This is a genomic window from Haloarcula sebkhae (assembly GCF_014647415.1).
GTDB classification, from domain to species: Archaea; Halobacteriota; Halobacteria; order Halobacteriales; family Haloarculaceae; genus Haloarcula; species Haloarcula sebkhae.
In genome coordinates this window covers 452868-473461 of sequence record NZ_BMPD01000002.1, presented here as the reverse complement: position 1 = coordinate 473461, position 20594 = coordinate 452868, and the positions used below count along the sequence as shown (strand labels likewise).

The window sequence follows — 20594 nt, the reverse complement described above, 5'->3', positions numbered from 1 at the left end:
GTCACGCAGTAGACCCGAGTGCCAGATCCAGATCAAACATATCGTTGGCCTTCTGGCTGAGATACTGGTGGTCAAGCCGGAGGCTGATTCGCTTGGTATCGGCATTTTCGGTTGCAATCGGTTTACCTTCAGCGAGATCTTCCAGCAATCCTTTTTGTTTCGACTGTCGCAAACCCTCCAATTGCGGGAAGATGTAGTTGATGACCGTCGAGGTGAGAGCCGCGCTTCGATCGCCCCCTTCGAACGCTTCTAGTTGTCGGAGCATGTCGAGGATGATCGCCGGTCCAATCGATCGATACTCGTTGACGATCGCCCAGATGATAGATAATTCATCGTACCACGCTCCAATGGTATCCTGCAGGTCGGGGTTATCACGTTGCCAGACAGTCGCGTAGTTATGCCCTGCCGCAGGGTCCAAAAGGTCGGTAGTGACGATACCATCCTCCATCAGCGAGGGGACACCGACGTGAATGAAACTGAACCGTCGCATAAACGCGAACGAGAGGTCGTAGAGAGAGGTCTTATCGAACGTATTCATCGTTCCCAGAATCCGCCACGCCGGCGTGACTGGGAAACGATCCGGTTCCGTAGCAATAGTTTCGATATCGTCTGTGTCGCTGGCAACCCAATCGAGGCGGATCCGACTGTCTCGCTCGTAAGGTAATTCAACAGAATCTCCTGAGAGGACGGAAAACAGTGGACCAAGGGCTTTGTCGATGTTCGCACGGTTCAATTCATCAATCACCAGCCACTGGTTCCGGATCTTGTTATCATCGCCGCGGAAACACTGCAACACCAAGCGTGGATCGAACTCTAATTCCTGATCTGACCGCGTTGGGACGTACCCGCCGACGGTATCGAAGGAACTCCATTCTGAAGTTGCTGTCGTGAATGCATAGTCGTCAACAGCATCATGCGTGGTGATTTGTTCAGCGACAGCCTTCGCGATCTTGGTTTTCCCGGTACCGGGAGGTCCGGTGAAGATGATATGCTTACCAGCGTTGATCGCGGCATTGATTTGCTGTTGAATCCGAGTGGCTTCGCCGCCATAGAAGAAGAGACCATCTGGGAGGTCGACGGTGGCATCGCTCAGTTCAATCCGAGTTTTGAGGCGATCGACGTTGGTATCTTCGGCATGAGCCTGTTCCAAGATGTACTCACCGGCTTTTTTACTGAGATTGAACAGATATTGTTGGTTCATTCCAGCTTTGTTCACCGGATAATAGTTCTCCAGCCGAACGTCCTCTTTCCAGAGATATCCAAAGATATCCGCGAACTGTACTGGGTTATCGAAGCGAGTTACTTCAACATCGACTCGACGATGCTCTGCCTCATCTTCCTCGAGAATGTAGGAAGGCGAAGTAACCTCTGAGTATCCAATAATCTCCCCATTGCTGTAATTAAATACCATATCCCCGGCCTCTAGCTTTTGCAGATCGTAGTGCGGGAGATTATCTCGCGGCGCTTGGAGATATCCTTCTTCGAGCTCGTCCGGGTTTTTACTCTGGTTGACCCAGTAGTACGGTGCCGTCTCAGTGAGAATCTCGTCAGTGCAGGTGTGTTGCTTTTTTCCCATTGGATCGTCTTTGTAGGATCTTATGGCAGCTTCGATCGATCCATAAATTGATCGCAGCGTCGCCTGGCTGTCTGCTGCAGGCCGCATAAACCCTTGTACGCGGGAGCCATTCGAGTAGCCGAGATCACTGAGAACTTCTGTATATGGGAAGTCGACGTCCTCGTATTCTGTGAGCGTGTATCCGAGCTCACTCTCTGCATTATCCCATACGACCTTCCCGAACTCCCGACTCCTGAATGTCGTCCCAACGCGGCCAACCGAGAATACGTCTCCATCTTTCGTAAACAGGACATAATCGCCTGACTCCATTTCTTGCCAGTACGTCTCCTTCGTTGGCCCATGTGTCGTTCCCCAGACCCGGGCAGCATCTATCTCAGCGATTTCGTCAGGCAGCGGGATATTACTGAACTCGACCTCAGACTCGACAGTCTCCTCAAAGTAGGGCATCCAATCGTTGTTCACTGGATGAAAATACAGCTTTGTCATTAGCTACTTTCCAACTCAAGTAGGAGATTGATAGCCTTTGTCTCCTGAGAATGCGTGTGCTTCAACTCCTACAACAGCGCTTATCGACCTTACAAATCGCGAATCATGTCGTTCCGTAGAAACAGGCTGGGCCGAATAATTAGCTCATCTTGGTACATGTACCACTATGATCACCGACGATTGGTTGGCGAAATTTAACCCTTTCTAAGCACCACGGCTATCATTTTCTCTATGTATTGCGGGCACCCGTGAGCGTGTCTAACGACTTGTGTAACAAGTCGTAACAAAAACCCCGGATTACACTCGAAACCCGGTGTGTGTCCGCGCCGATCACGCCGGTCGCAGGGCCTTTAGTAACGGAAAGTAAAGCAATCGTAATGCGAATCGAAGCCACAGATGGCAACGAACACAAAGTCTGGCTCACCGATATCGAAATCGAGGACCTCCGCCGGGCCACGAACAGCCAGCGCGACGACCTCATCATCCAACTCGGTGCGTTCGTTGGCCTGCGCGCCTTCGAGATCCCACAGGTTCGTCCCGTCAATGTGAAAGCGACCGAGAGCGGACAGTACCGGCTTCGCGTTCGATCAGGAAAAGACACGTCGGGCAGCAGCGGCAAGCCACGCGACGCCTACCTCCCCGACAGCGTCGAGCGCGACCTCCAGCGCTTCCAGAACGAACACAATATCGCCCCAAAAGACTCATTTATCAACCTGACACAGCCAGGTGTCCGCGCGGTGGTGCGCCGCACCGCTGCCCGAACTGCCGAGGCGACCGGTGACGCCGACTTCGAGAAGGTGAGCACGCACGACCTTCGCCGTCGGTTCGCTCAGCGCCTCTTGGTCGACGAGCAGATGAACCCGCGTGTGGTGATGGCCGTCGGCGGCTGGGACAGTTTCGCTGCCATCGAGCCCTATTTGAATGCCCCGAGTGAGGAGATTATCGACGAAGCATTCGCAGAAGTCGGGCTGTAACCGGCTTATATTATGGCTATCTTACACCATACAAATATTTGTATGGTTTCATTGACCTACTAGATACAATAACACACTAAGGTTTACATGTTTTCTAACAGAGGAAATTGTATGCGACGGCTGTGTACCACACTTTTGCTCGTCGGACTGGTGGTTCTATCCGGGTGCACCGGTTTCGGATTATCCGATACCTCAGTAGAATCATCAGTCGAGACCTCTACGGAACCTGCCATACAAGCCGACACAAATACCGAAGCCTCAACTACGACATCAACACCGGCACCTGTCGACTCAGATGGTGATGGCCTTACTGACGCCCGAGAGCAGAAATTAGGGACGAATCCTCAAAAGAATCATTCTGATAGCGACGGTTTGGCTGACGCTGTTGAACTCCAACTGAATACCGATCCTACTGTCGCTGATACAGACGGGGACTCGATTAACGATGGCCGTGAAGTCAATAAATACGGAACGAATCCGCGGGTGGCTGATTCAGATCGAGACGGTCTCTCCGATTACACCGAGGCGGAGGGCCAATCAAACCCGACTAGATGGGATACAGACCGGGACGGCCTGAACGATCAACGCGAAGCCAAGCTTGGAACAGATCCTTCTCAACGAGACACGGACGGAGATGGCATTTCTGATGGTCTCGAAGTCAAGAGACCATCTATATATCCTGATGCAGATCCACTTCGGAAAGATGTCTACGTTGAACTAGACTACATGGCGGGTAATGGGCTATCCCGGAATGATTACGACACAGAACAGGTTGTAGATGAATTCGCAAACGCACCCACTAAAAATCCTGATGGAACAAAGGGGATCTCGCTACATATCCGTTATAATGACACTGTTCCATATCGTGGTGGAATCTACTTCTCGTCACCTACTCGTACTGATGAACTCAACAGCTTTGACGCCTACGAAGATGAATTCCGCGACTTCGACCGCAAGGGATACCACTATGCTCTCGGTGTGAACGATCTGAAACGCACCAATTCTGATGCGATGAGACTTGGGGGGAGAGCAGGCGGTGGCAAGTTTGCGTTCGAACCGGACCAGTCAATATTCGCTCATGAACTCGGCCACTCTCTCGGATTGAAGGAATTCCGTGGTATCGACTCGGAAAAAATATCCTACAGCGAATATCCTAGTGTTATGAACTACAACTCCCCTCGTGGAGCGGTCGGATACGCAACAGGGGATGAATCAGACACCGCTCAAAACGATTGGAGTGTGGTTACGAACTCGATGGGGAAGCATGTGGACACTGGCGGCGTCCGTGCTCGGTGCATCACTCCCGAGTTTGCGGGTGGGGCTGGTACCACGTCAAATCCATACAAAATAGAGACGGTCGACCAACTGAGTTGTATCCGTGCTGACATAGACGCTAACTACGAACTGACCGCAGATATCAATGCAGCTGGCCGCACCGGGTTCAAATCAATCGGTGGTCATGGGTCAGTGTTCCGAGGCACGCTTGATGGGAATGGCCACGCGATTCGGAACCTTACTCTCCGGCAACCCAAGCAGAGCTCAGTTGCATTGTTTGGTGTGACCGCGGGGACGATACGTGACCTTCGTATCATCAGTGCAGATGTGGTCGCGAAAGAGTCAGTTGCCATCCTTGCCAACGAAAACCGAGGAATGATCCGAAACGTGACTGTTACCGGAACCATTAGCGGCTCTACGACCCGTGCCGGATACGGTGGTAGCAACGTTGGCGGGGTAGTTGTGACCAATGGTGACTCAACTATTAACCGGTACAAGACAGACACAGACGCAAAACTCGTCCGCGTGACATCAGACGTGAATGTGACTGGCAATGGAGCTGGGGGAATAGCCGTAATGAACACTGGGCAGATCGTCCAATCTGCAGCTCTCGGCGATGTCAATGGTGGGTTTGTCGGGAACCCTAGCGGAATCGGCGGCCTCGTTGGGACCAATATAGGGCGAATTAACCAGTCGTTCGCGACTGGAAACGTAACCGGGGGGTGGCAGGTAGGGGGGCTTGCTGGGGTCCACGCCCGAGGACGTATTACCGACTCATTCGCGAACGGTACTGTTCATGGCCATTACCGTACAATTGGCGGGCTCATCGGCGTCAATATGCAGGGTGGGACAGTAAAACGGTCCTATGCGGCCGGTTCGGTCACTACCAGCGAGAATCCGCCACATGTCGGAGGTACCATCGGTAAGATGGACGGCGGTACCGTTACAAACACCTATTGGAATGCTTCACGGTCAGGTATCGAACAAGCTGTTGGAAGTGGGTCCGCTGATATCACCCGTGCGAACACGCGTGAACAGTTGTCGAGATTGGATTTCGAGAGGGTCTGGCGATCGACCAGTGGCGACCCAACCTTGCAGTGGACTTCGGAAACACGGCTGCCGCCGACGTAGCAGGCAGCCCTGACCCCAGAAGCTGGGTGCGGATTTGTACTCCTGTCTGGCTCTTTTCTAACTGACCGGATAGCATTCTGTAGTGAGTTCAATAAGCAGCATCATGTGCTCACGATCGCCTTCCCGAAGATGAGTATCTGGACCCTCCCCGCAGAAGATTCCTATCCAAGTGAAAATCCGAATTTCGAGCTATAAAACGCGTGCAGGTGGTACTACGGAGTTTGATTGAGTAGGGCTCGTTGCTGTTCAAAGTCTTTCTCGGGAAGTACTTGTCGACGCCAAGTGTGCTGAGGAGATTGTCAGGGTGTATTCGCTCAGCAGCGGATATTGGGCTAAAGTTGAGGCGGACGAACGAATGACCGGCAGCGCCATCACAACCGTGGCCGACCCGAGATAGGCCTACTCTACCTTTTCCCGAATACGTCTTCGTCAACGATCCGCTCGGCAGCGAGTCGTTGAATTGCCTCACACTCCGATAGCTCGGGAACGTCGCCGTCACACACTCGCACGACGTAGGCACGCTCGTCGAGTCGGTCGACAGTCAGGTGTGCCTCGTCGGGCTCGCCATCACTGTCGAGTAATCCGTCACGTTCGAGAAAGTCCTTCGGCAGCGTCACGAGACCTGACCCACTTCGGTTCTGTAATTTCTGCATATCGGAGTGGCAAGTTCGTGGTTATTATGTGTTGCTTCTATAGTGGTTCCGTGTAATGTTCGTCCCCATTTTCTGTAACTCACCGGCGGGTATATGGCCTGATAACCATATCGGCGGCCAACCCGCGGCCCAGCCGCGGGGGAGTACCCCTACCCATGACGAACAACAGTCCCGACAGCCGAAATCCGCCGGACAGCGCGGGCGAGACTGCGTATCGGCCGTATCGAATCGACTGGCACAACGTTGACGAGCGCCGTCGCGAGCGAACCCGTCGAGAAGCCGCGGGAGCAAGCCGCGACCTCACGGCAACCCTCGTCGCTGGAGGTAGCGTATGATAGACATCGAAGTCGACAGTGTCCGGCGGTCAGACCTCTCGGTTCTGGGCTGGCTCGGCGTCGGTCTCACTGCCGCCGGGCTAGCCTACGCTGGCTGGACGCTCATCACCTCAATGACCGTCGGTGGCGGCGTCGTTGACGGACTCATCGTCGGCGTTGGGGCCGCTCTCATTGGCGGAATCGTCGCCTACGGCAACGCCATCCCGGAGATGGATGCCATGTGCGACCACTGCGGCGACCGCATCGTCGCACATTCCAGTCGCGACGGCCACGACGAGTCCATCGAAGTGGCCTGCAGTTCGGACCCGCGACGGGGCCGATTAGGGCCGCTGTCGGTGGTGCTGCAGCGTCGGACGGACACCTACCACTACTGTTCGGGCGAGTGCGTGGCAGCCGACGTTGACCGGCGTCGGATGCAGATTCCGTCTCGCAGCGAGACGGGCTCGACTGCAGCTGCCCGACTCGCGGCGACCGACGGCGGCACGGACCAGACCGACGGCGGACAGACAGACAACCAGGGCGTTCCCCAGCCCGAAACCAGGGGTTCAGACCGATGATAGGACCATTCTCGACTGACAAGAACAGTTCACGACCGATTGCGCTACTGCTGGCCGGGCTCATCTGTGCTGGCATTGCCCTCGCTGGCGTCGGTGGCGCGGCCGCAGCCACGACCGAGACGCCGACAGAGACCTCAACCTCGGACACGCTGGCGGACAAGACCGTCGCGGTGGACAACCAGACCCAGCAGGTCTACCTCGAAGTGACGAACACCAGCGCTCAAACCGTCGATTACACCGTCTACGGAGTGTCTGACGGTATCACCACGCAGGTCGACTCCGGGGCGGTGTCGGCAGCCGATGGCGAGACCACCGAGAAAACCTTCGCTGTCGATTCTGGCGAGTACGATTCCTATCGTATTCTCGTCGAAGAGGACGGGACGGACAGCGACAACGAGACGGCAGAGAACATCGAGATCGGCGAGATCGTCCAGCAGGAGTCGGGCGGCGCAATCTTCGGCGGCGGCGGAGACGGCATTTTCACGCCGATGAACATTCTCATCGCGGCGCTACTGGTGGCCGCGGCGTTCCTGCTGGGGCTGTTCGACCCGATCAAGCGCCGGATTGCGGGGTGATCTGAATGTCCTCATCGTCTGACCCGAGCCTCAGCCTCGGTGACGGCAGCGGAAAGGAGACATTGAGTGGCATCACGACGTTCCTGCAGGCTGATGGTGACGCCGGCAAGGTGCTGTCAGCGTCGATTATCGGGCTGATCGTGTCGCCGGTCATCGCGGTCGTCGACGTAATCTACGCGGTGGCGAACTTCTTCAGTCAGCCGTTCAACAGCGCTGGGGACGCCATTGGCTCACTGCTCGAAGGTCTCTTCGAGGCTCCGGGGAACCTCTTGATTGCCGGGGCAGAGGTCTCGGAAAACGTCTTACGCTCAATCTTCAGTGATACGCTGGCCGGACTCTTGGCGTTCCCGGTGACTGTCGCACTTGTCATCGCTGGCCTGTTCCTCGTCGTGAGATATCTTAACGAGGATGAGACCGGAGACACACTGCCGGGCGTGCCTTTCGACGTGCCGACGGACATCTTCGGAGTCGAAGAGGAGGACACGATAGACGAATGACGGCCCGCCAGCCCCACACTTCGGAGGGCAACCCCGATGGCTGATGACTCGGGGCTGACGGCCTGGATAAAGAACGGGGACAAGAACAGCGAATTCGAGGATTATCGGATCGTCAAAACGTCGAACCCGGTCGAATGGGACCGCGTCGGAACGTCGATTCTGCTGTCTGTGGTTGCGACGCTTTATGTTGGTATTCGTAGATTTATCGACGAACTCTTCGGGATTCCCGAGCGGCTCATTAAGGGCGCGACCTCGTTCGTCGGGGACGTGAGCCCCGGCGAGACGCCTACGGGATCGGGCGTGCTGGGCGAGTTGTTCGTCCCAATTCTGAAGTGGTACCAACAGGACCTTTGGGCCGGCAGCGTCGAACAGTTCGGACTCTGGGGCTACCTCGTAGCGCTGGGGTTTACACTACTGACGCTGTTTGTCGCCGTTCGCGGGCTTCGAGAAGGTGCCCAGCGACTCGCAGGAGGTGACTGACGTGGCACCTAACCCACGGACGGAACTGCTGGAACTGCTCCCGCCAGAACTGCAAGCCTTCGCAGCCTCTCCGCTCGGGTTCATCCTCGGGCTCATTCTGACGCCGCTGTTGAACGGCGTCGAAGGCGTGGTGTCCCGAGCCATCTGGGCAATCAATTTCGTGTTCTTCGGACAGTCGCGGTCGTCGACCGACGGCGTGTTCGGGCTCGCGGATGTGCCGGTGGTCATCACGAACAAGCTCATCGACGCTGGGTCGGCAATCGGCAAGCCGATTCTCGACGGCGTCATCTCGCCGGGCGTCCAGCTGGTGATTGAGTTTTTCAACTGGACGGGACCGGTAGGACTGCTGGGGGCGGCGATTGTGTTCGCTCTCGTTGTGGTCGTGTACGCGACCGGGCTGCGAACGGCTGTCGAGATTGTGCTGGACTTCATTCCCGGCGGAGGTGCCTTCATCAACTAATGTCGCTCAAAGAGTTCCTCACCCACCCAGCAAGCGCGGCGACGGCAACAGCGACGACACTGTTCGGGGCGTTCCAGTTCGACGTGATTGCAGTGCTGTTTCACTGGAGCTGGGCGAACCTCGGGCAGTTGTTCTACGGGGCGACGCTGCTGGTCAGCTCCGCGCCGGTCCTGCCGATCACGCAGTCGACAGCCTCGAAGATCGTCGCTGGGCTGGCGACGTTGCTCCTGCTGAAACTGCTGCTGAAAGCACGCGAACAGATTGACAACCGAACGGACGGCTAAACTCATGATTCAGAACGAACACTTCAAGCGGACGTATCGAACAAGAACGGCGGACAGCGTGGAGGTCGACCAATGCCCGAAGTGACGACGGCGACGCTCACCGGCTGGGCCATCGTCGGGATGATTGCCTACGTCATTGGCGAGTACACATCGGTGCTGGCAAAGACGACCTATCCGATCAAGTGGTTCAAGGGCCGCCCAGCACGGCTGGCGACGGGCCTGACGGGTGGGTTCTTCGGTGGCGTGTACGTCGGCGGGTTCCTTTGGAGTGCGGCGGCGTCGTTCATCGGGGCCGGGGCGCTGGCCGGCGGTGGCACGGTGTTCCTCGGGCTGACAGGCAAAGAGACGCTGGTCGTGTTCCTTTCGGCGCTGGTTGGGACGTGGCAGACCTCAATCATCCTCGCGAATGCGCCCATTGCGGTCGGGATATTCATCGGCTTGCTGGCGCTGCCGGTGATGCTGTCCATCCGGGACAGCGACCTCACAAAAGCCGGGTTTTTCCAGCGGAAACTCCGGCAAGGCGCAATCTCGCCCAGCGGTGAGGAAACGGTCGGGACGCGACGAGTTGCGAACAAAATAAAGAAGGTGTATCGACACGGTGAGCATCTCTATGCCCCGGTATCCGGCCTTCGGCCGATGCTGGCGCGCTACTGGGCAGACCCGGCCACAATCCCGACCGAGGACTGGAAGAGCTACGACAGTGGCGACGGTGACCTCGACCAGCTCTTCGAGGTTGACCCAGAGTCCGAGAAGGTTCTCAAGCACAAGCCGGCGCGACTGAAATTCAGTCCGTCGCTGACGAAAGACGTGCCCGAAGCGGACCTTCGAGACCCGCCGGATGCGGACGGCATTACGGCGCTGCCGGGAGCAATCTCGGCGACGGTATCGAACTGGTTTGCGCGTCGGAATTGGCGATTCATCGCGATAGCGCTGGGCGGTGGGGCAGCAATCTATCTCGCGACAGTTGCGGCGCTGGGCTCGACAGTGATCGGGCTCGGGCTGGCGACGCTACCGGCACTCATCGAGGGCTATGAGGCTCGCAACGGGTCGCTCGAAGTCGACTGGGGACCATCCCACTGGAACGACGTGCAAGCACAAGTCCAGACCGAGCGCCACGAGTACGAACAGCGCAAGACCTTCGATGATGTCCTGCAGGCAGTAACGGACCTCGAATGGTCCGAACACGAGAAAGGCCAGCAGATCGTCGACCGCGTTCGCACGGAGATTCAGAAAGCGCTCGACGACGAACACGGCGGGAACAACAGTCCGTCGACAAACCTCTCGCCATCCTCACCACAGCAGGGGGTTGACGCGGATGACTGACCCGATGGCGGCCGACGGCCACCACGCGCTCAAGTGGCTCGCGAGCGACGACGACTCGGTTGATCGGTCGTTCGCGGCGGGGCTGGACTCGCTTCGCGCCCAGCAGCGGCACCTACAACAGAACCTTCGCGATGGCTTCCAGACCCGGACGGAAGTGCTGGAATGGTGCCATGCCGTCGATGTGGTCTCTGGCGGGCAAACGCCCGAGAGATGGCACGAGGACCTCGTGAAAGACCGCTGGGAGGTCGCTTGCCTCATGGCAGATGCAACCGACAGGGTGTCAATCTGCGAGCAAGCACCGCAAGATGACGCGACGGCCGATGCGTTCCGTCGGGGGCTCATTCGGAAGGTGTTGCTGCCAGCCTTCCAGAGTGCCACTGAAATGCTGCGTGAGCGCGTTGCAGAGTTCAGCGATGAAGAGGGCGTCAAAGACGCCGAACGGATTCAGTTCGTCGCTGGGCGGCCGCGATTGCATCAGCGCGCCGTCGAACAACATGGAATTCTCCGCTGGACGCTGCGGGACCCGCCCCGGGTCGAATCTGAGGTGATGGCGTGGGCTGAGGATATCATTCACATGACCGAGGGCCACGTCCGCAGCGGGTTCATCGAGGACGTGCTGGACCGCCACGGCGAGTGGTGGCACTCGCTGACCAAGGGGCCGTCAGTCCGGCTTGAGTGGCTGCTGGCCGGCGAGATTTTCCCGGCGATGAATGCCACGCTGTCGGAACTTGTGACCAACAGCAACGAGTTGGCTGACGTTGCTGGCCGTGCCAAGGAGGTGCCGCCCGGATAATGGATATCGAAGAGATTCGAGCGGCCAGGGCTCGCGAACAGGACGCGGCGTCGCTCGTGCAGCTGGCCGAACCGACAGTGTTCGACCGCGCACAAGACGCCGTCGACGCTGGCGAGGTTGACACCGACGACGCGGTGCAATTGACGACAGAGTTGGCCGACGAACGGGCGGGCAAGCTCCTGAAGCTGGCGTCGTTCCGGGCGTCGGGGATGGTAGTCAACTGGGACGGCGTCACTGACCAGGAGCGAGCGCTCGTCGAGGACCTCGCCGACCGGATCGGCAGGTGGCGCGAGTCGATCACGCCGGACACGGAGGACAGCGATGAGTGACGAACTGTCCGACCGGGTCGCTCAGTACCTCCGCTGGCAGGTCAGCGATAAGGTGGCGCTGCTGGCTCAGCGCTACCCCGACGACACGTCGCTAACGCTGGACTGGACGGACCTCGCTCGGTGGGACCCGACGCTGGCCGAAGATATCCTCGATGCGCCCGATTCGATGCTCGACTACGTCGAGGCAGGGATTCGAGACACGCCGCTGCCCGTCGACGTGTCGCTGGGGCAAGCGACGCCGCGCTTCGAGAACCTGCCCGAATCGCACACCACAGCGCCCGGCGAGTTCAGTCCAAGCGACCGGCGCGGGCAACTGCTGGCGCTCGAAGGCCAGATCGCGAAGCGAACGCAGGTCCAGCCGCGACTGGTCGAAGCCGCCTTCGAGTGCCAGCGCTGCGGGACGCTCACCCGGATTCCCTTCGAGCCCGGGCAGTTCATCGAACCCTTCGAGTGCGTCGGGTGCGAGACGAAAGGGCCGTTCCGGGTCAATCCCGACCAGTCCCGCTACGAGGACTATCAAAAGCTCTTGCTGGAAAACCCCAGCAGTGCGGCACTGGGCGGGGACACATCCGATATCATCGCGCATCTGCAGGGTGACCTCGCGGGACACGGGGCCATCGCGAACTGTCAGGACGTGGTTCTGGTCGGTGAACTGCAGTTTCGCGGTGGCGGGCCACACCCTGAGCCACAGGTCGTCGTGAACTCGGTTCAGGCAGCCGGGCAGACCTATCAAGACACGGAGTTCACAGCGGACCAGCGCGCCCTCTTCGAGCGCCTTCGCGAGCGGCCAGCGTCCTTCGACGTTGATATCGAAAACCCGTCGACGGCTGATGTACTGATGGCCGCCGCAGCGCCAAAGTTCGTTTCTGGGTCGCACCCACGGGACCGGCAGGTCGTTCGTGGGCTCGTTCTGCAGCTGGTAAGCGCGTCGACGTTCGACGGACCCGACGGCTCGCACTATCGCGGCGACGTTCACGTCCTGCTGCCGGGCGACCCGGGCACTGGGAAGTCGGTGCTGGCGAAGTGGGCGGCCGCCGTCGCTCCTAGATCCGCGTTCGCGAGCGGCGAGCGTGTGTCTGGGCCGGGACTGACCGCAGCGGCCGTGAAAGACGATTTCTCGGATGGCGGGTTTTCGATAGAACCGGGCGTGCTGGTTCGCGCCCACGAGGGGATCGCCGTCGTCGACGAACTGGACAAAGCCGGCGACGACGCCATCGAGAAAATGCACTCGGCGCTGGCCGACCAGATATTGCCGCTGTCGCTGGGCGGGCAGTCAATGACACTGCCAGCGGAGTGCGGACTGTTAGGCGTGTGCAACCCGCTCGGTGGACACTTTTCGGGTGACGTGTCGCTGGTCGAGGCGCTGGGTATCAACAGCCCGCTGCTGTCGCGGTTTGACCTCATCATGCAGATGCGGTCGAAACAGGACCGTGAACACGTCCGCGAGTTGGCTGAGTCGATGATACGGACATGGTCAGCTTCGCTCAAAGACGCGACTGGGCAGGCGCTCAGCGAGCCTGACGCCGAAGCCATCGACCCGATACTCTCGATGGACCAGTACCGAGCGGTCCTGCTGCGGGCTCGACAGTTGCATCCGACGCCCGCAAACGACAACGTCATCGAGGCGCTGGCGGCGTGGTTTGAAGAGCAAAAGATGGCGCTACCCGAGCGCTATCGCGATGCGCTCGCGAACGCGGACGGGCAGTACCACGGGCCGCCCGTGCCGGTGACCGCTCGCAAGCTCGGGGCCGCGCGGCGTGTCGCACAGGCGAGCGCCCGAGCGAACCTGCGTGAAGAGATTACGATGGCCGATGTCGAGGTCGCGAAGGAAATGGTCAGCCGGTCGCTAGCCGACCTCGATATCCCGATTGTTCACAACGCCGGCCTCGGCGGCGGGGACGTGCAACGCCGTGAGCCGGCTGATTTGACTGGAGTGAGCTAACGATGTCACAGAGAAAACCAAAATCGGAACAGGACGGATTTTCCGAACAGACGAAACAGGGCGCACAGATTCTCCACGGAAGAGACCCAAATCCGATGTGGAACGAGGACGCCGAAGAGATTCGGACGCGATTCGGTATCCCGGAGTTCGACCCGGAAGCGTTCTATCCGCGCGAGGGGGCGGCACTGTCGGGCGTCTACCCTGATTTTCTCGTGCATATCGAGAGTTCGGCGGACGGCCCGTCGACGGTGAACTCGCCGGGGGCGTCGCTGACAATGGTCGAAGCCCCGAAGGGCTCGGGAAAGTCGACCGCTGCCGACCAGTTTGCCACGTACCAGATGGAACACAACGACGAGCGCATTGTCCGCAATGGGCGACAGAAAAGCTCGGACTGGCGGCGGATGGCCGACTGGACAACATTGTGGCTGCCCAGCGGCGTCGACGTTGATGGCCGCTGGATGGAAGCCGTCGACCGCGACGATCCCGATCCCGAGGAACTGTGTCGGGACGTGCGCTACTACTCGGATGTCCTCGAACTTGTCGAGCGGCTGCAGGCACATCCGAAAGGCACGTACAACGTCGTGTTCCCAGACCCGTACTTTCGCAAGTGCGAGGACGCACTGTCGACGGCGGATGCGACGGTCGAACAGCCGACGCTCATCCCCAAGAACGAGCCGAACCCGACGCCAGCATCCCACTGGTGGTTTGGGTTCCTCGCGGCCCGGACCTTTGACGGCTTGCGTGTCGACAGCGATGGCGAGCGGAACTGGATGACCGCCCACATTGACGAGTTCGGAATGCTCGCGCCCGAATCAGCGCCGGGCGGCGAGTCGGGCCACTGGACGCACCAGTGCATCCAGATTATGGCCAACATCGCGAAGGAAATGCGGTCGGCTGGCCTCTCGCTGGTCGGCTACGGCCATCACGAAGAAGACGTCCACAACCACTGGCTCAAAGAGTTCGATTTCTGGGTCGAACTATCGAATCACGACCGCGGGAATAGAACGACCAAGACCGAGGCACCGAAGCCCTTCCGCGATATCGAACAGGATCAAGACCTGCTGTCGAAGCGACCGAAAGGCTTCGGACTGTGCTACACTGGCAGTCGGTTCTCCGAGTTCCAGTTTTCCGATCTGGGCTATCCCCACGACACGCCAGAGTTCCAGCTGCGGCTTGGCATTCCGTCGTCGGTTGACGTGTCGACTAGCGATGATGGCGGCATGATCGTCGAGGACCTCCAGGTCGCGACCGACGACGCCGGCCAGCCGACACTTCTTGAAGAGTACCGCGCTGCCAACGGCGCTGTTCACGAGCTGCGTGTCCTCGCGCCGGGCGACGGTATCATCGATATCGCTGGCGACCAGCCAGAGGTACTCGAAGCGCTGTCGAGCCCGTATCCTGATGGCGAGTTCCCCGAACAGCCGATTCAAACGACCCAGAACCACTATGATATCATGTTCAATCCCGACAGTAGCACGGAGATCGTGGCGGCGCGCATCCCGAGACGCACTGGGCCCGGCGCGACAGCGGAGGTCGTGGCCGATGACTGACCCAGCAACGCCACTGCTGATAGACGATATCGAACGCCCTTTTAAGTTCACGACGGCCGGCTCCGGCGGGCCGGCTGGCGGGGCGAGCGGCACCGATCACCGCGAGCGGACAAAAATGTCCGTACGGTACGCGCGCGTATCTGGAACAGGAACGGAAGGGGGGACCCCCCTGAACCCTGTTGGAGGTGTCGCTGATGGACAGTGACGACCTGCCACTATCGAGTGAACAACTCTCGATTGTTGGGATGGCGCTGGCCGTCGTCGTCGTGTCCGTCGCCGCGCCAATGCTGTTCGCGCCACAGTCGAATGCTCCCGAGGACGCGAACAGTGGGACCGTGTACTCGACACCGACCGACGACGGTTCGCAGGCTGAGTCAGCGTCGACGCCAGCGCCACCAGCCAGCAATCCTATCGATGAACTGAGTACCGCGCCACGCGACCCGGACGTGCCGCTGTCGACAGTGCCCGACACGCACATCGAGAGCGACGAGACCGAGCCATCGCTGTCGGCGTCGGCTGGAGCACAGACACTCCGGGCCTCGACGACGACCGTCGACGGTGAGCCAGCGCTGAATCTCACCGACGACCGGACCCACGACGGCCGCTGGGTCGGCGTCTCGACTGAGTGGCTCAAACAACAGCACGGCTCGGTGCCAGCCGTCGCCAGCGTCGTTCACGAGTCCGGCGCGGTCTACCAGGAAGAGATTCACGTTCGCGATGGCGAAGCCCAGTTCTGGGTCAGCGGCTTCTCGACGAACACGGTCACGTTCGGTGGCACGCTGCAGATCGACGGCCAGCCCGCGACGACCGGCACCACGCATCTGTATGAGATTCGAGACCTCGACAGTGCCACGGACCCAGAAATCACGCTCACCGGACAGGTCAACACGGAACGCGACACGAAACAGGTCATTGGAGCGACCGACGGCGAGTCGATTCCGCTGTCGGTGGCTGGCGATAACCTTGCACCGCGCAATCCCGAGGTGACCTTTACCGGCGTCACTCAGACCACGACCGACGCGAGCCTGTTCGCGACGACGCTCTCGGATGGCGGGACCGTGGATTACAGCGTCGGCGGGAACCAGCCGGCAACGAACGTCTCGGCGACATTTATCGGCAAATCGACAACGAACACCGAGAGTCTGTCGCAGAATGGCCTGTCCGACGGGTCAACGATATCCTTCGTTGTCGATGGCAATATCCCCGCGAACAACGTCGCAGCGACCTTTAGCGGGCAACGGTCGTCGGTCAGTCAGACAGACTCGGCCACGGTGCCAGCCGGCGGGTCGATGTCGGTCAACGTTGGGACGGTCTACGACCCGACAGGGCCGTCAGGCAATAACAAGCCCACGCTAACAGTCACAGCCGACGACAACCCAAACCCGTTCGTTGTGGCTGATAGCAAGCTAGAGGCCAAGGACAGCAATATTCCGTATGAGAGTGGTGTTCGTTTCACAGCTAAACGACCTGCGAAACAGGTCAAAGTCACCATTGGACCGGACCATGAGCAGGGGGCAACTCCCAATAAAATCACTCTCGAAGGTCCTAGCGGATCAGAGATAGCCACGGCCACTCCGTCGAGTGTTGACCCTGGAGATGTTATTACGCTCACTCCCAATCAACCGATCCAAAGTGGCAGCGACTACACGATTATCTACGACAGTGGAAATAGTCTGTCACAATTGACAAAATCCAACGGTTATGACGACATATCAGGAAATTCGGATGTAGGCATTGACTACGCAATAAACGATGAGTACATGTATGACAATGTCGTTTATACTTTCTCTGGAATTGAGCTAACAGGACTGCCGGGGACTGTCTCGGCATCCGCTAACGATGGCGCAAGCGTCTCTCTGGGGTCACTGTCTGACGGACAGACTCAGACCGTGGAAATGCCCCTGTCTGCAGATGCCTCCCAGATATCTATCGATGCCCCGGCCGGGAAATTCGATGCTGAACTCTCCTACAATAAACAAATAGCGACTGAGAACCCTTCCATAGACCTCGACGGCGACGGGAACGCAGACGCCAGCTACAGCGGCACAGTCCTCGACTCTGAATCGGTTACCGTCAGCGCATCGACTATCCCGACGGGCTCGCACACGGCGACGGTCATGACCGACGGCGGCCAGGTCGACGCCGATATCGACTATACCGAGCGGACGGCGACAAAGAACCCCTCGCTCGATATCAACGACGACGGTACAGCTGATGCGTCCTACGATGGCGTTCTGTTAGAGGGCGAGACGGTCACGCGCTCGGTAACGGATATCTCACCGGGCAGTCAGACCGCACAGGTGTCGACCGGCCACGAGGTCGGCGTTGAGGCAGGGTCGACTGTCACCACGGTCACGCAGGACCCGACGCTGGACATCGATAGCGATGGCACGGCCGAAGCCGAATACCTCGGACAGCTCGCCGAAGGCGAGTCCCAGACCGTCCAGATTGACGAGTTCGATAGCTCGGTCTCGGAAGCGCTGGTCGGAACCCAGTCGGGCGCTGTCGACGTGGATATCGGCTACACCGAACGCACCGTCACCGAGGACGCTGGCGTCATCATCAACGGCCAGCCCATTCGGATGTCGGGTACGCTCACGCAGGACAGCACGCGCACGCTGACCGCCAATAGCAGCTGGCTGCAGTCGGGCCAGAACAACGTCACTGTCGTCGCTGGCGATGGCGACACCGGCACCGACGCTCCCGCGCCCACTGTCGAAATCGATTACCACCACGAGATGACCAGCCAGCGGGCGGTCACCTTCCAAGACCAGGCGTTCAGCGAGCGCTACAATATCACTCGCACGTACCTCTCAAGCCGCGAAAGTGCCACGCTGACCATTCCCCACGCCGAGAATATCATCTCCCTGCGAACGCTTGAGGTGCGGCTCGGTCAGTCCGGTGACTGGACGCAGATTCCCGCGTCGGCCCGGTCCATGCAGGGTACGGAACTGCAGATCGATATCGCACAACTGACCGGCGGGACCGTCCCCGAGGGAACTACTGTCGAAGTGCGCTCGGTCGGCTCGAAGATCGACGTGCATAACGGCGCGGTCACGGTCATGCAAGCCACGCCGGTTGGGACCGATTTGGACTCGCGTGTCCGACTCGACAGCTGGTCGACTGACTCCTACATCAGCGTCGGGAATACCTCGCAGGACCAGCAACTGCATTACGGCGTCAACGAGAGCTACTCGGCGGAAGGTGACTATGCGGAACTGTCGACGCGCCACCCCCAGCAAGTTCACTTCCCCGAAGCCGTCGCTGGCAGTGAGGTCGGCATCCGTGCCGCGCCTATCCAACTGTCGCCGGTCAACGGCACCATTCGGGCGAGCGTGCCCGAGCAAGCGACCAACGCCACCAGCCCGGCGTTCACCGTCGACCCGGGCCAGCGGTCGGGCGAGTCCTTCTCTGTCGAGTATCTGGGCGCGACTGAAGGCTCGTGGTACGGCATCTATGAGGTCGACACGAGCCAGCGCTTCGACCGCGTGCAAGGTCGCGAGCCGATGACGGTGCCGAAAGATAACATCGACTCAGTAGTCCGGGTGAAAACCGCATCGGCACCGACGGCGAACCCCGGCGGCGCGTCGACGATCTTCGGGGCGGCCGAACAGGGCAACCTCTTCGGACTGGTCGCACTGTTCGGCTCGATTGCGATGCTGTTCATCATTGGCCGACGGCCCGAGCGCTCCCGCGAGGTGATCGACTCGGTGGCGACCAGGGCTGGGTCGGCTGCCGGGCAACTCCCGCGCGTTGGCGGGCTCGTCGAGGACGGTGTCGCGAGCGGTGTCGAAGCGCTCGGTGACGCCATCGTTAAACTGGGTGAGAACACGCTGCTGACCAGCGCCGTCGGCGCGGCGGCACTGGTGGCAGCCATTCAGTCGGGGTACATCGAAATCGGGCCGGAACTCGGGGCGATGCTGGCCGTTGCTGGTATCGCCATCGGGTCGCTGGTCGCACTCCGGCGGGCCGAGGCATTCACGACGGCGCGGTGGATTGCGATTGTCGGCGTCAGTGGTGTCATTGCGCTGCAGGCGCTCGGTGAGGGCGACCTGCTGACGGCGCTGGTCAATTCGGATGCGTTCGTGATCGTACTGGTCATCGCTGGCTACGCGGTCATCCAGCTCGTGCGAGAGTACCGTGCGAACAACTCGCCGAACGACGACCGGCCGCAGGTGAATATCATTGCGAACCGCGGTGGTGGTGACGACTGATGTTCGTCGACGGCGTGGTCAAGCAGGTCTTAGACAACGCAGACCGGAACAGCTACCCGGGATTCGAGACCGGCGAGGACTTGGAGCGACTGGCAGGTGAGGACACAGTCGTCGTGTTGAACGACGACGCACCAAGTCGGCTGGACCAGTGGCTACCGTGGCGCTCGACGCGGCCAATGGCTGAATGGGCTCCGGTCGTTGTGATGCGTCCCGGCCGCGCTCCTGAAACTGGTGAGCGGGTCGCGTGGGAGCTGTGCCCCACGCCGGTCGACGGCGTGTTCGTTCGGGAATATCGCAGCGGAGGTGACGACTGATGTTCGACTGGTTCAGCGCGCTCGTCGCGGAGTTCGGAAAAGAGGTCGCGCTGGTGGTCGCTGTCCTGTATGGCGGCTACAAGTTCCGCCGTATCCAGAGTCTCATCGGTGGCGTAGTCGCGGCGGTCGGGACGGCTGCGACGTTCCTGGCGCTCATCGTGGGCGCGCTCGTGCTGGGCATGGCGACGGGCTGGATTAGCGTCGACGTAGGACAGATGATCGGTGATATCGTCGCTGGGGCCGGCACTGCGTGGGACGTGGCCGGAGAGGATGCACTCGACTGGGTCACAACGGAGGTGCTTGGATGACGGACATCGATGGCGTCGAGGACGATCCCGAGTGGGCGGCCTTCGAGAGACTTTCACCAGCGGCTCAGACCTGCCTGCATCGGGTCGCAGCACACGACGGCGACGGCTGGCGCGGACTCATCACACAGACCGTTCAGGAGGGCATTGACGCAAGTGAGCGCCATGTCCGGCGCACACTCTCGGAACTGGAAGCGAAGGGACTGGTCGAAGCGTCGGGACCGAACAAGCGCCGCGAAACGTTCTCGCTGACTGAGGACGGCCGCGAGGTGCTGGCCGGGATGCGGGACTGTCTTGAGAAGTCGCTGGGGGGTGTCGAAGGGTGATCGTACCCGAAGGTTCGTGGGTCGAAGAGGCTCGCGGCCACCCACGGAAGCTCGTCGCCCTGGTCGTCGGGCTGGTGCTCGTTGGCTCCGGTCATCAGCTGCTGCTGTGGCTGGGGCTCGCGCTGTCGAGTGTCGCCGTCGGGCAGTTGGCGGCCTACTGGGGCGATGAGACCGATTCGAGTGTCGAGCGGAGAGCAGCTGCGGAAGGTGAGTGA

The 20594-nt window shown here is 59.8% G+C and carries 22 protein-coding genes; 20 read left to right on the top strand and 2 right to left on the bottom strand.

Annotated features, from left to right (window positions below; translation table 11 throughout):
- Position 1: 1 nt before the first annotated feature.
- A complete protein-coding gene (locus IEY38_RS08435) occupies positions 2 to 2062 on the bottom strand; it encodes an AAA family ATPase (RefSeq protein WP_188976960.1) in 2061 nt (686 codons plus the stop codon).
- A gap of 377 nt (positions 2063 to 2439) precedes the next feature.
- Here IEY38_RS08435 and IEY38_RS08430 point away from each other — a divergent pair, with 377 nt between their 5' ends.
- Positions 2440 to 3036: a site-specific integrase gene (locus tag IEY38_RS08430; RefSeq protein WP_188976958.1), complete on the top strand. Its 597-nt coding sequence runs from the start codon at positions 2440 to 2442 to the stop codon at positions 3034 to 3036.
- 111 nt (positions 3037 to 3147) lie between these two features.
- Entirely contained in the window at positions 3148 to 5442 is a 2295-nt protein-coding gene (locus tag IEY38_RS08425; protein WP_188976956.1) for a GLUG motif-containing protein, read from the top strand.
- Positions 5443 to 5846: 404 nt separating this feature from the next.
- Here the strand turns inward: IEY38_RS08425 and IEY38_RS08420 are convergent, their stop codons facing one another.
- Positions 5847 to 6095: a hypothetical protein gene (locus IEY38_RS08420; protein WP_188976954.1), complete on the bottom strand. Its 249-nt coding sequence runs from the start codon at positions 6093 to 6095 to the stop codon at positions 5847 to 5849.
- 155 nt (positions 6096 to 6250) lie between these two features.
- On the opposite strand from IEY38_RS08420, the gene IEY38_RS08415 reads away from it, so the two are divergent.
- From IEY38_RS08415 to IEY38_RS08330, 18 genes are all read left to right on the top strand, one after another.
- The gene (locus IEY38_RS08415) at positions 6251 to 6430 is read left to right on the top strand and encodes a hypothetical protein (RefSeq protein WP_188976952.1); all 180 of its coding nucleotides are present in this window, start codon (positions 6251 to 6253) and stop codon (positions 6428 to 6430) included.
- Entirely contained in the window at positions 6427 to 6987 is a 561-nt protein-coding gene (locus IEY38_RS08410; protein WP_188976950.1) for a hypothetical protein, read from the top strand. Before IEY38_RS08415 ends, IEY38_RS08410 begins: the two co-directional genes overlap by 4 nt.
- Positions 6984 to 7562: a hypothetical protein gene (locus IEY38_RS08405; protein WP_188976949.1), complete on the top strand. Its 579-nt coding sequence runs from the start codon at positions 6984 to 6986 to the stop codon at positions 7560 to 7562. Before IEY38_RS08410 ends, IEY38_RS08405 begins: the two co-directional genes overlap by 4 nt.
- 5 nt (positions 7563 to 7567) lie before the next feature.
- The gene (locus IEY38_RS08400) at positions 7568 to 8059 is read left to right on the top strand and encodes a hypothetical protein (protein ID WP_188976947.1); all 492 of its coding nucleotides are present in this window, start codon (positions 7568 to 7570) and stop codon (positions 8057 to 8059) included.
- A 36-nt stretch (positions 8060 to 8095) separates the two neighbouring features.
- On the top strand, positions 8096 to 8539 hold the full coding sequence (locus tag IEY38_RS08395; protein ID WP_188976945.1) for a hypothetical protein: 444 nt from the start codon (positions 8096 to 8098) through the stop codon (positions 8537 to 8539).
- Positions 8511 to 8999 carry a hypothetical protein gene (locus IEY38_RS08390; RefSeq protein ID WP_188976943.1) on the top strand — a complete coding sequence of 163 codons (489 nt, stop codon included), beginning with the start codon at positions 8511 to 8513 and terminating at the stop codon, positions 8997 to 8999. The genes IEY38_RS08395 and IEY38_RS08390 overlap by 29 nt, the downstream gene beginning before the upstream one ends.
- Positions 8999 to 9283 (top strand): hypothetical protein, encoded by a 285-nt coding sequence (locus IEY38_RS08385; protein ID WP_188976941.1) that lies wholly within the window; start codon positions 8999 to 9001, stop codon positions 9281 to 9283. The genes IEY38_RS08390 and IEY38_RS08385 overlap by 1 nt, the downstream gene beginning before the upstream one ends.
- A gap of 72 nt (positions 9284 to 9355) precedes the next feature.
- Positions 9356 to 10606, top strand: coding sequence for a hypothetical protein (locus IEY38_RS08380; protein ID WP_229775250.1), 1251 nt, complete (start codon positions 9356 to 9358; stop codon positions 10604 to 10606).
- Complete coding sequence (locus IEY38_RS08375) at positions 10599 to 11399, top strand: hypothetical protein (protein ID WP_188976939.1); 801 nt, start codon at positions 10599 to 10601, stop codon at positions 11397 to 11399. The genes IEY38_RS08380 and IEY38_RS08375 overlap by 8 nt, the downstream gene beginning before the upstream one ends.
- Entirely contained in the window at positions 11399 to 11728 is a 330-nt protein-coding gene (locus tag IEY38_RS08370; RefSeq protein WP_188976937.1) for a hypothetical protein, read from the top strand. Before IEY38_RS08375 ends, IEY38_RS08370 begins: the two co-directional genes overlap by 1 nt.
- On the top strand, positions 11721 to 13670 hold the full coding sequence (locus IEY38_RS08365; protein WP_188976935.1) for an AAA family ATPase: 1950 nt from the start codon (positions 11721 to 11723) through the stop codon (positions 13668 to 13670). Before IEY38_RS08370 ends, IEY38_RS08365 begins: the two co-directional genes overlap by 8 nt.
- A gap of 2 nt (positions 13671 to 13672) precedes the next feature.
- Positions 13673 to 15220, top strand: a complete 1548-nt coding sequence (locus IEY38_RS08360) for a hypothetical protein (protein ID WP_188976933.1) — start codon at positions 13673 to 13675, stop codon at positions 15218 to 15220.
- Positions 15213 to 15425: a hypothetical protein gene (locus tag IEY38_RS08355; protein ID WP_188976931.1), complete on the top strand. Its 213-nt coding sequence runs from the start codon at positions 15213 to 15215 to the stop codon at positions 15423 to 15425. Before IEY38_RS08360 ends, IEY38_RS08355 begins: the two co-directional genes overlap by 8 nt.
- Positions 15415 to 19434, top strand: a complete 4020-nt coding sequence (locus IEY38_RS08350) for an autotransporter outer membrane beta-barrel domain-containing protein (protein ID WP_188976929.1) — start codon at positions 15415 to 15417, stop codon at positions 19432 to 19434. Before IEY38_RS08355 ends, IEY38_RS08350 begins: the two co-directional genes overlap by 11 nt.
- Complete coding sequence (locus IEY38_RS08345; protein WP_188976918.1) at positions 19434 to 19748, top strand: hypothetical protein; 315 nt, start codon at positions 19434 to 19436, stop codon at positions 19746 to 19748. Before IEY38_RS08350 ends, IEY38_RS08345 begins: the two co-directional genes overlap by 1 nt.
- Positions 19748 to 20056: a hypothetical protein gene (locus tag IEY38_RS08340; RefSeq protein ID WP_188976916.1), complete on the top strand. Its 309-nt coding sequence runs from the start codon at positions 19748 to 19750 to the stop codon at positions 20054 to 20056. Before IEY38_RS08345 ends, IEY38_RS08340 begins: the two co-directional genes overlap by 1 nt.
- A complete protein-coding gene (locus IEY38_RS08335) occupies positions 20053 to 20379 on the top strand; it encodes a transcriptional regulator (protein ID WP_188976914.1) in 327 nt (108 codons plus the stop codon). The genes IEY38_RS08340 and IEY38_RS08335 overlap by 4 nt, the downstream gene beginning before the upstream one ends.
- On the top strand, positions 20376 to 20594 hold the full coding sequence (locus tag IEY38_RS08330; protein ID WP_188976913.1) for a hypothetical protein: 219 nt from the start codon (positions 20376 to 20378) through the stop codon (positions 20592 to 20594). The genes IEY38_RS08335 and IEY38_RS08330 overlap by 4 nt, the downstream gene beginning before the upstream one ends.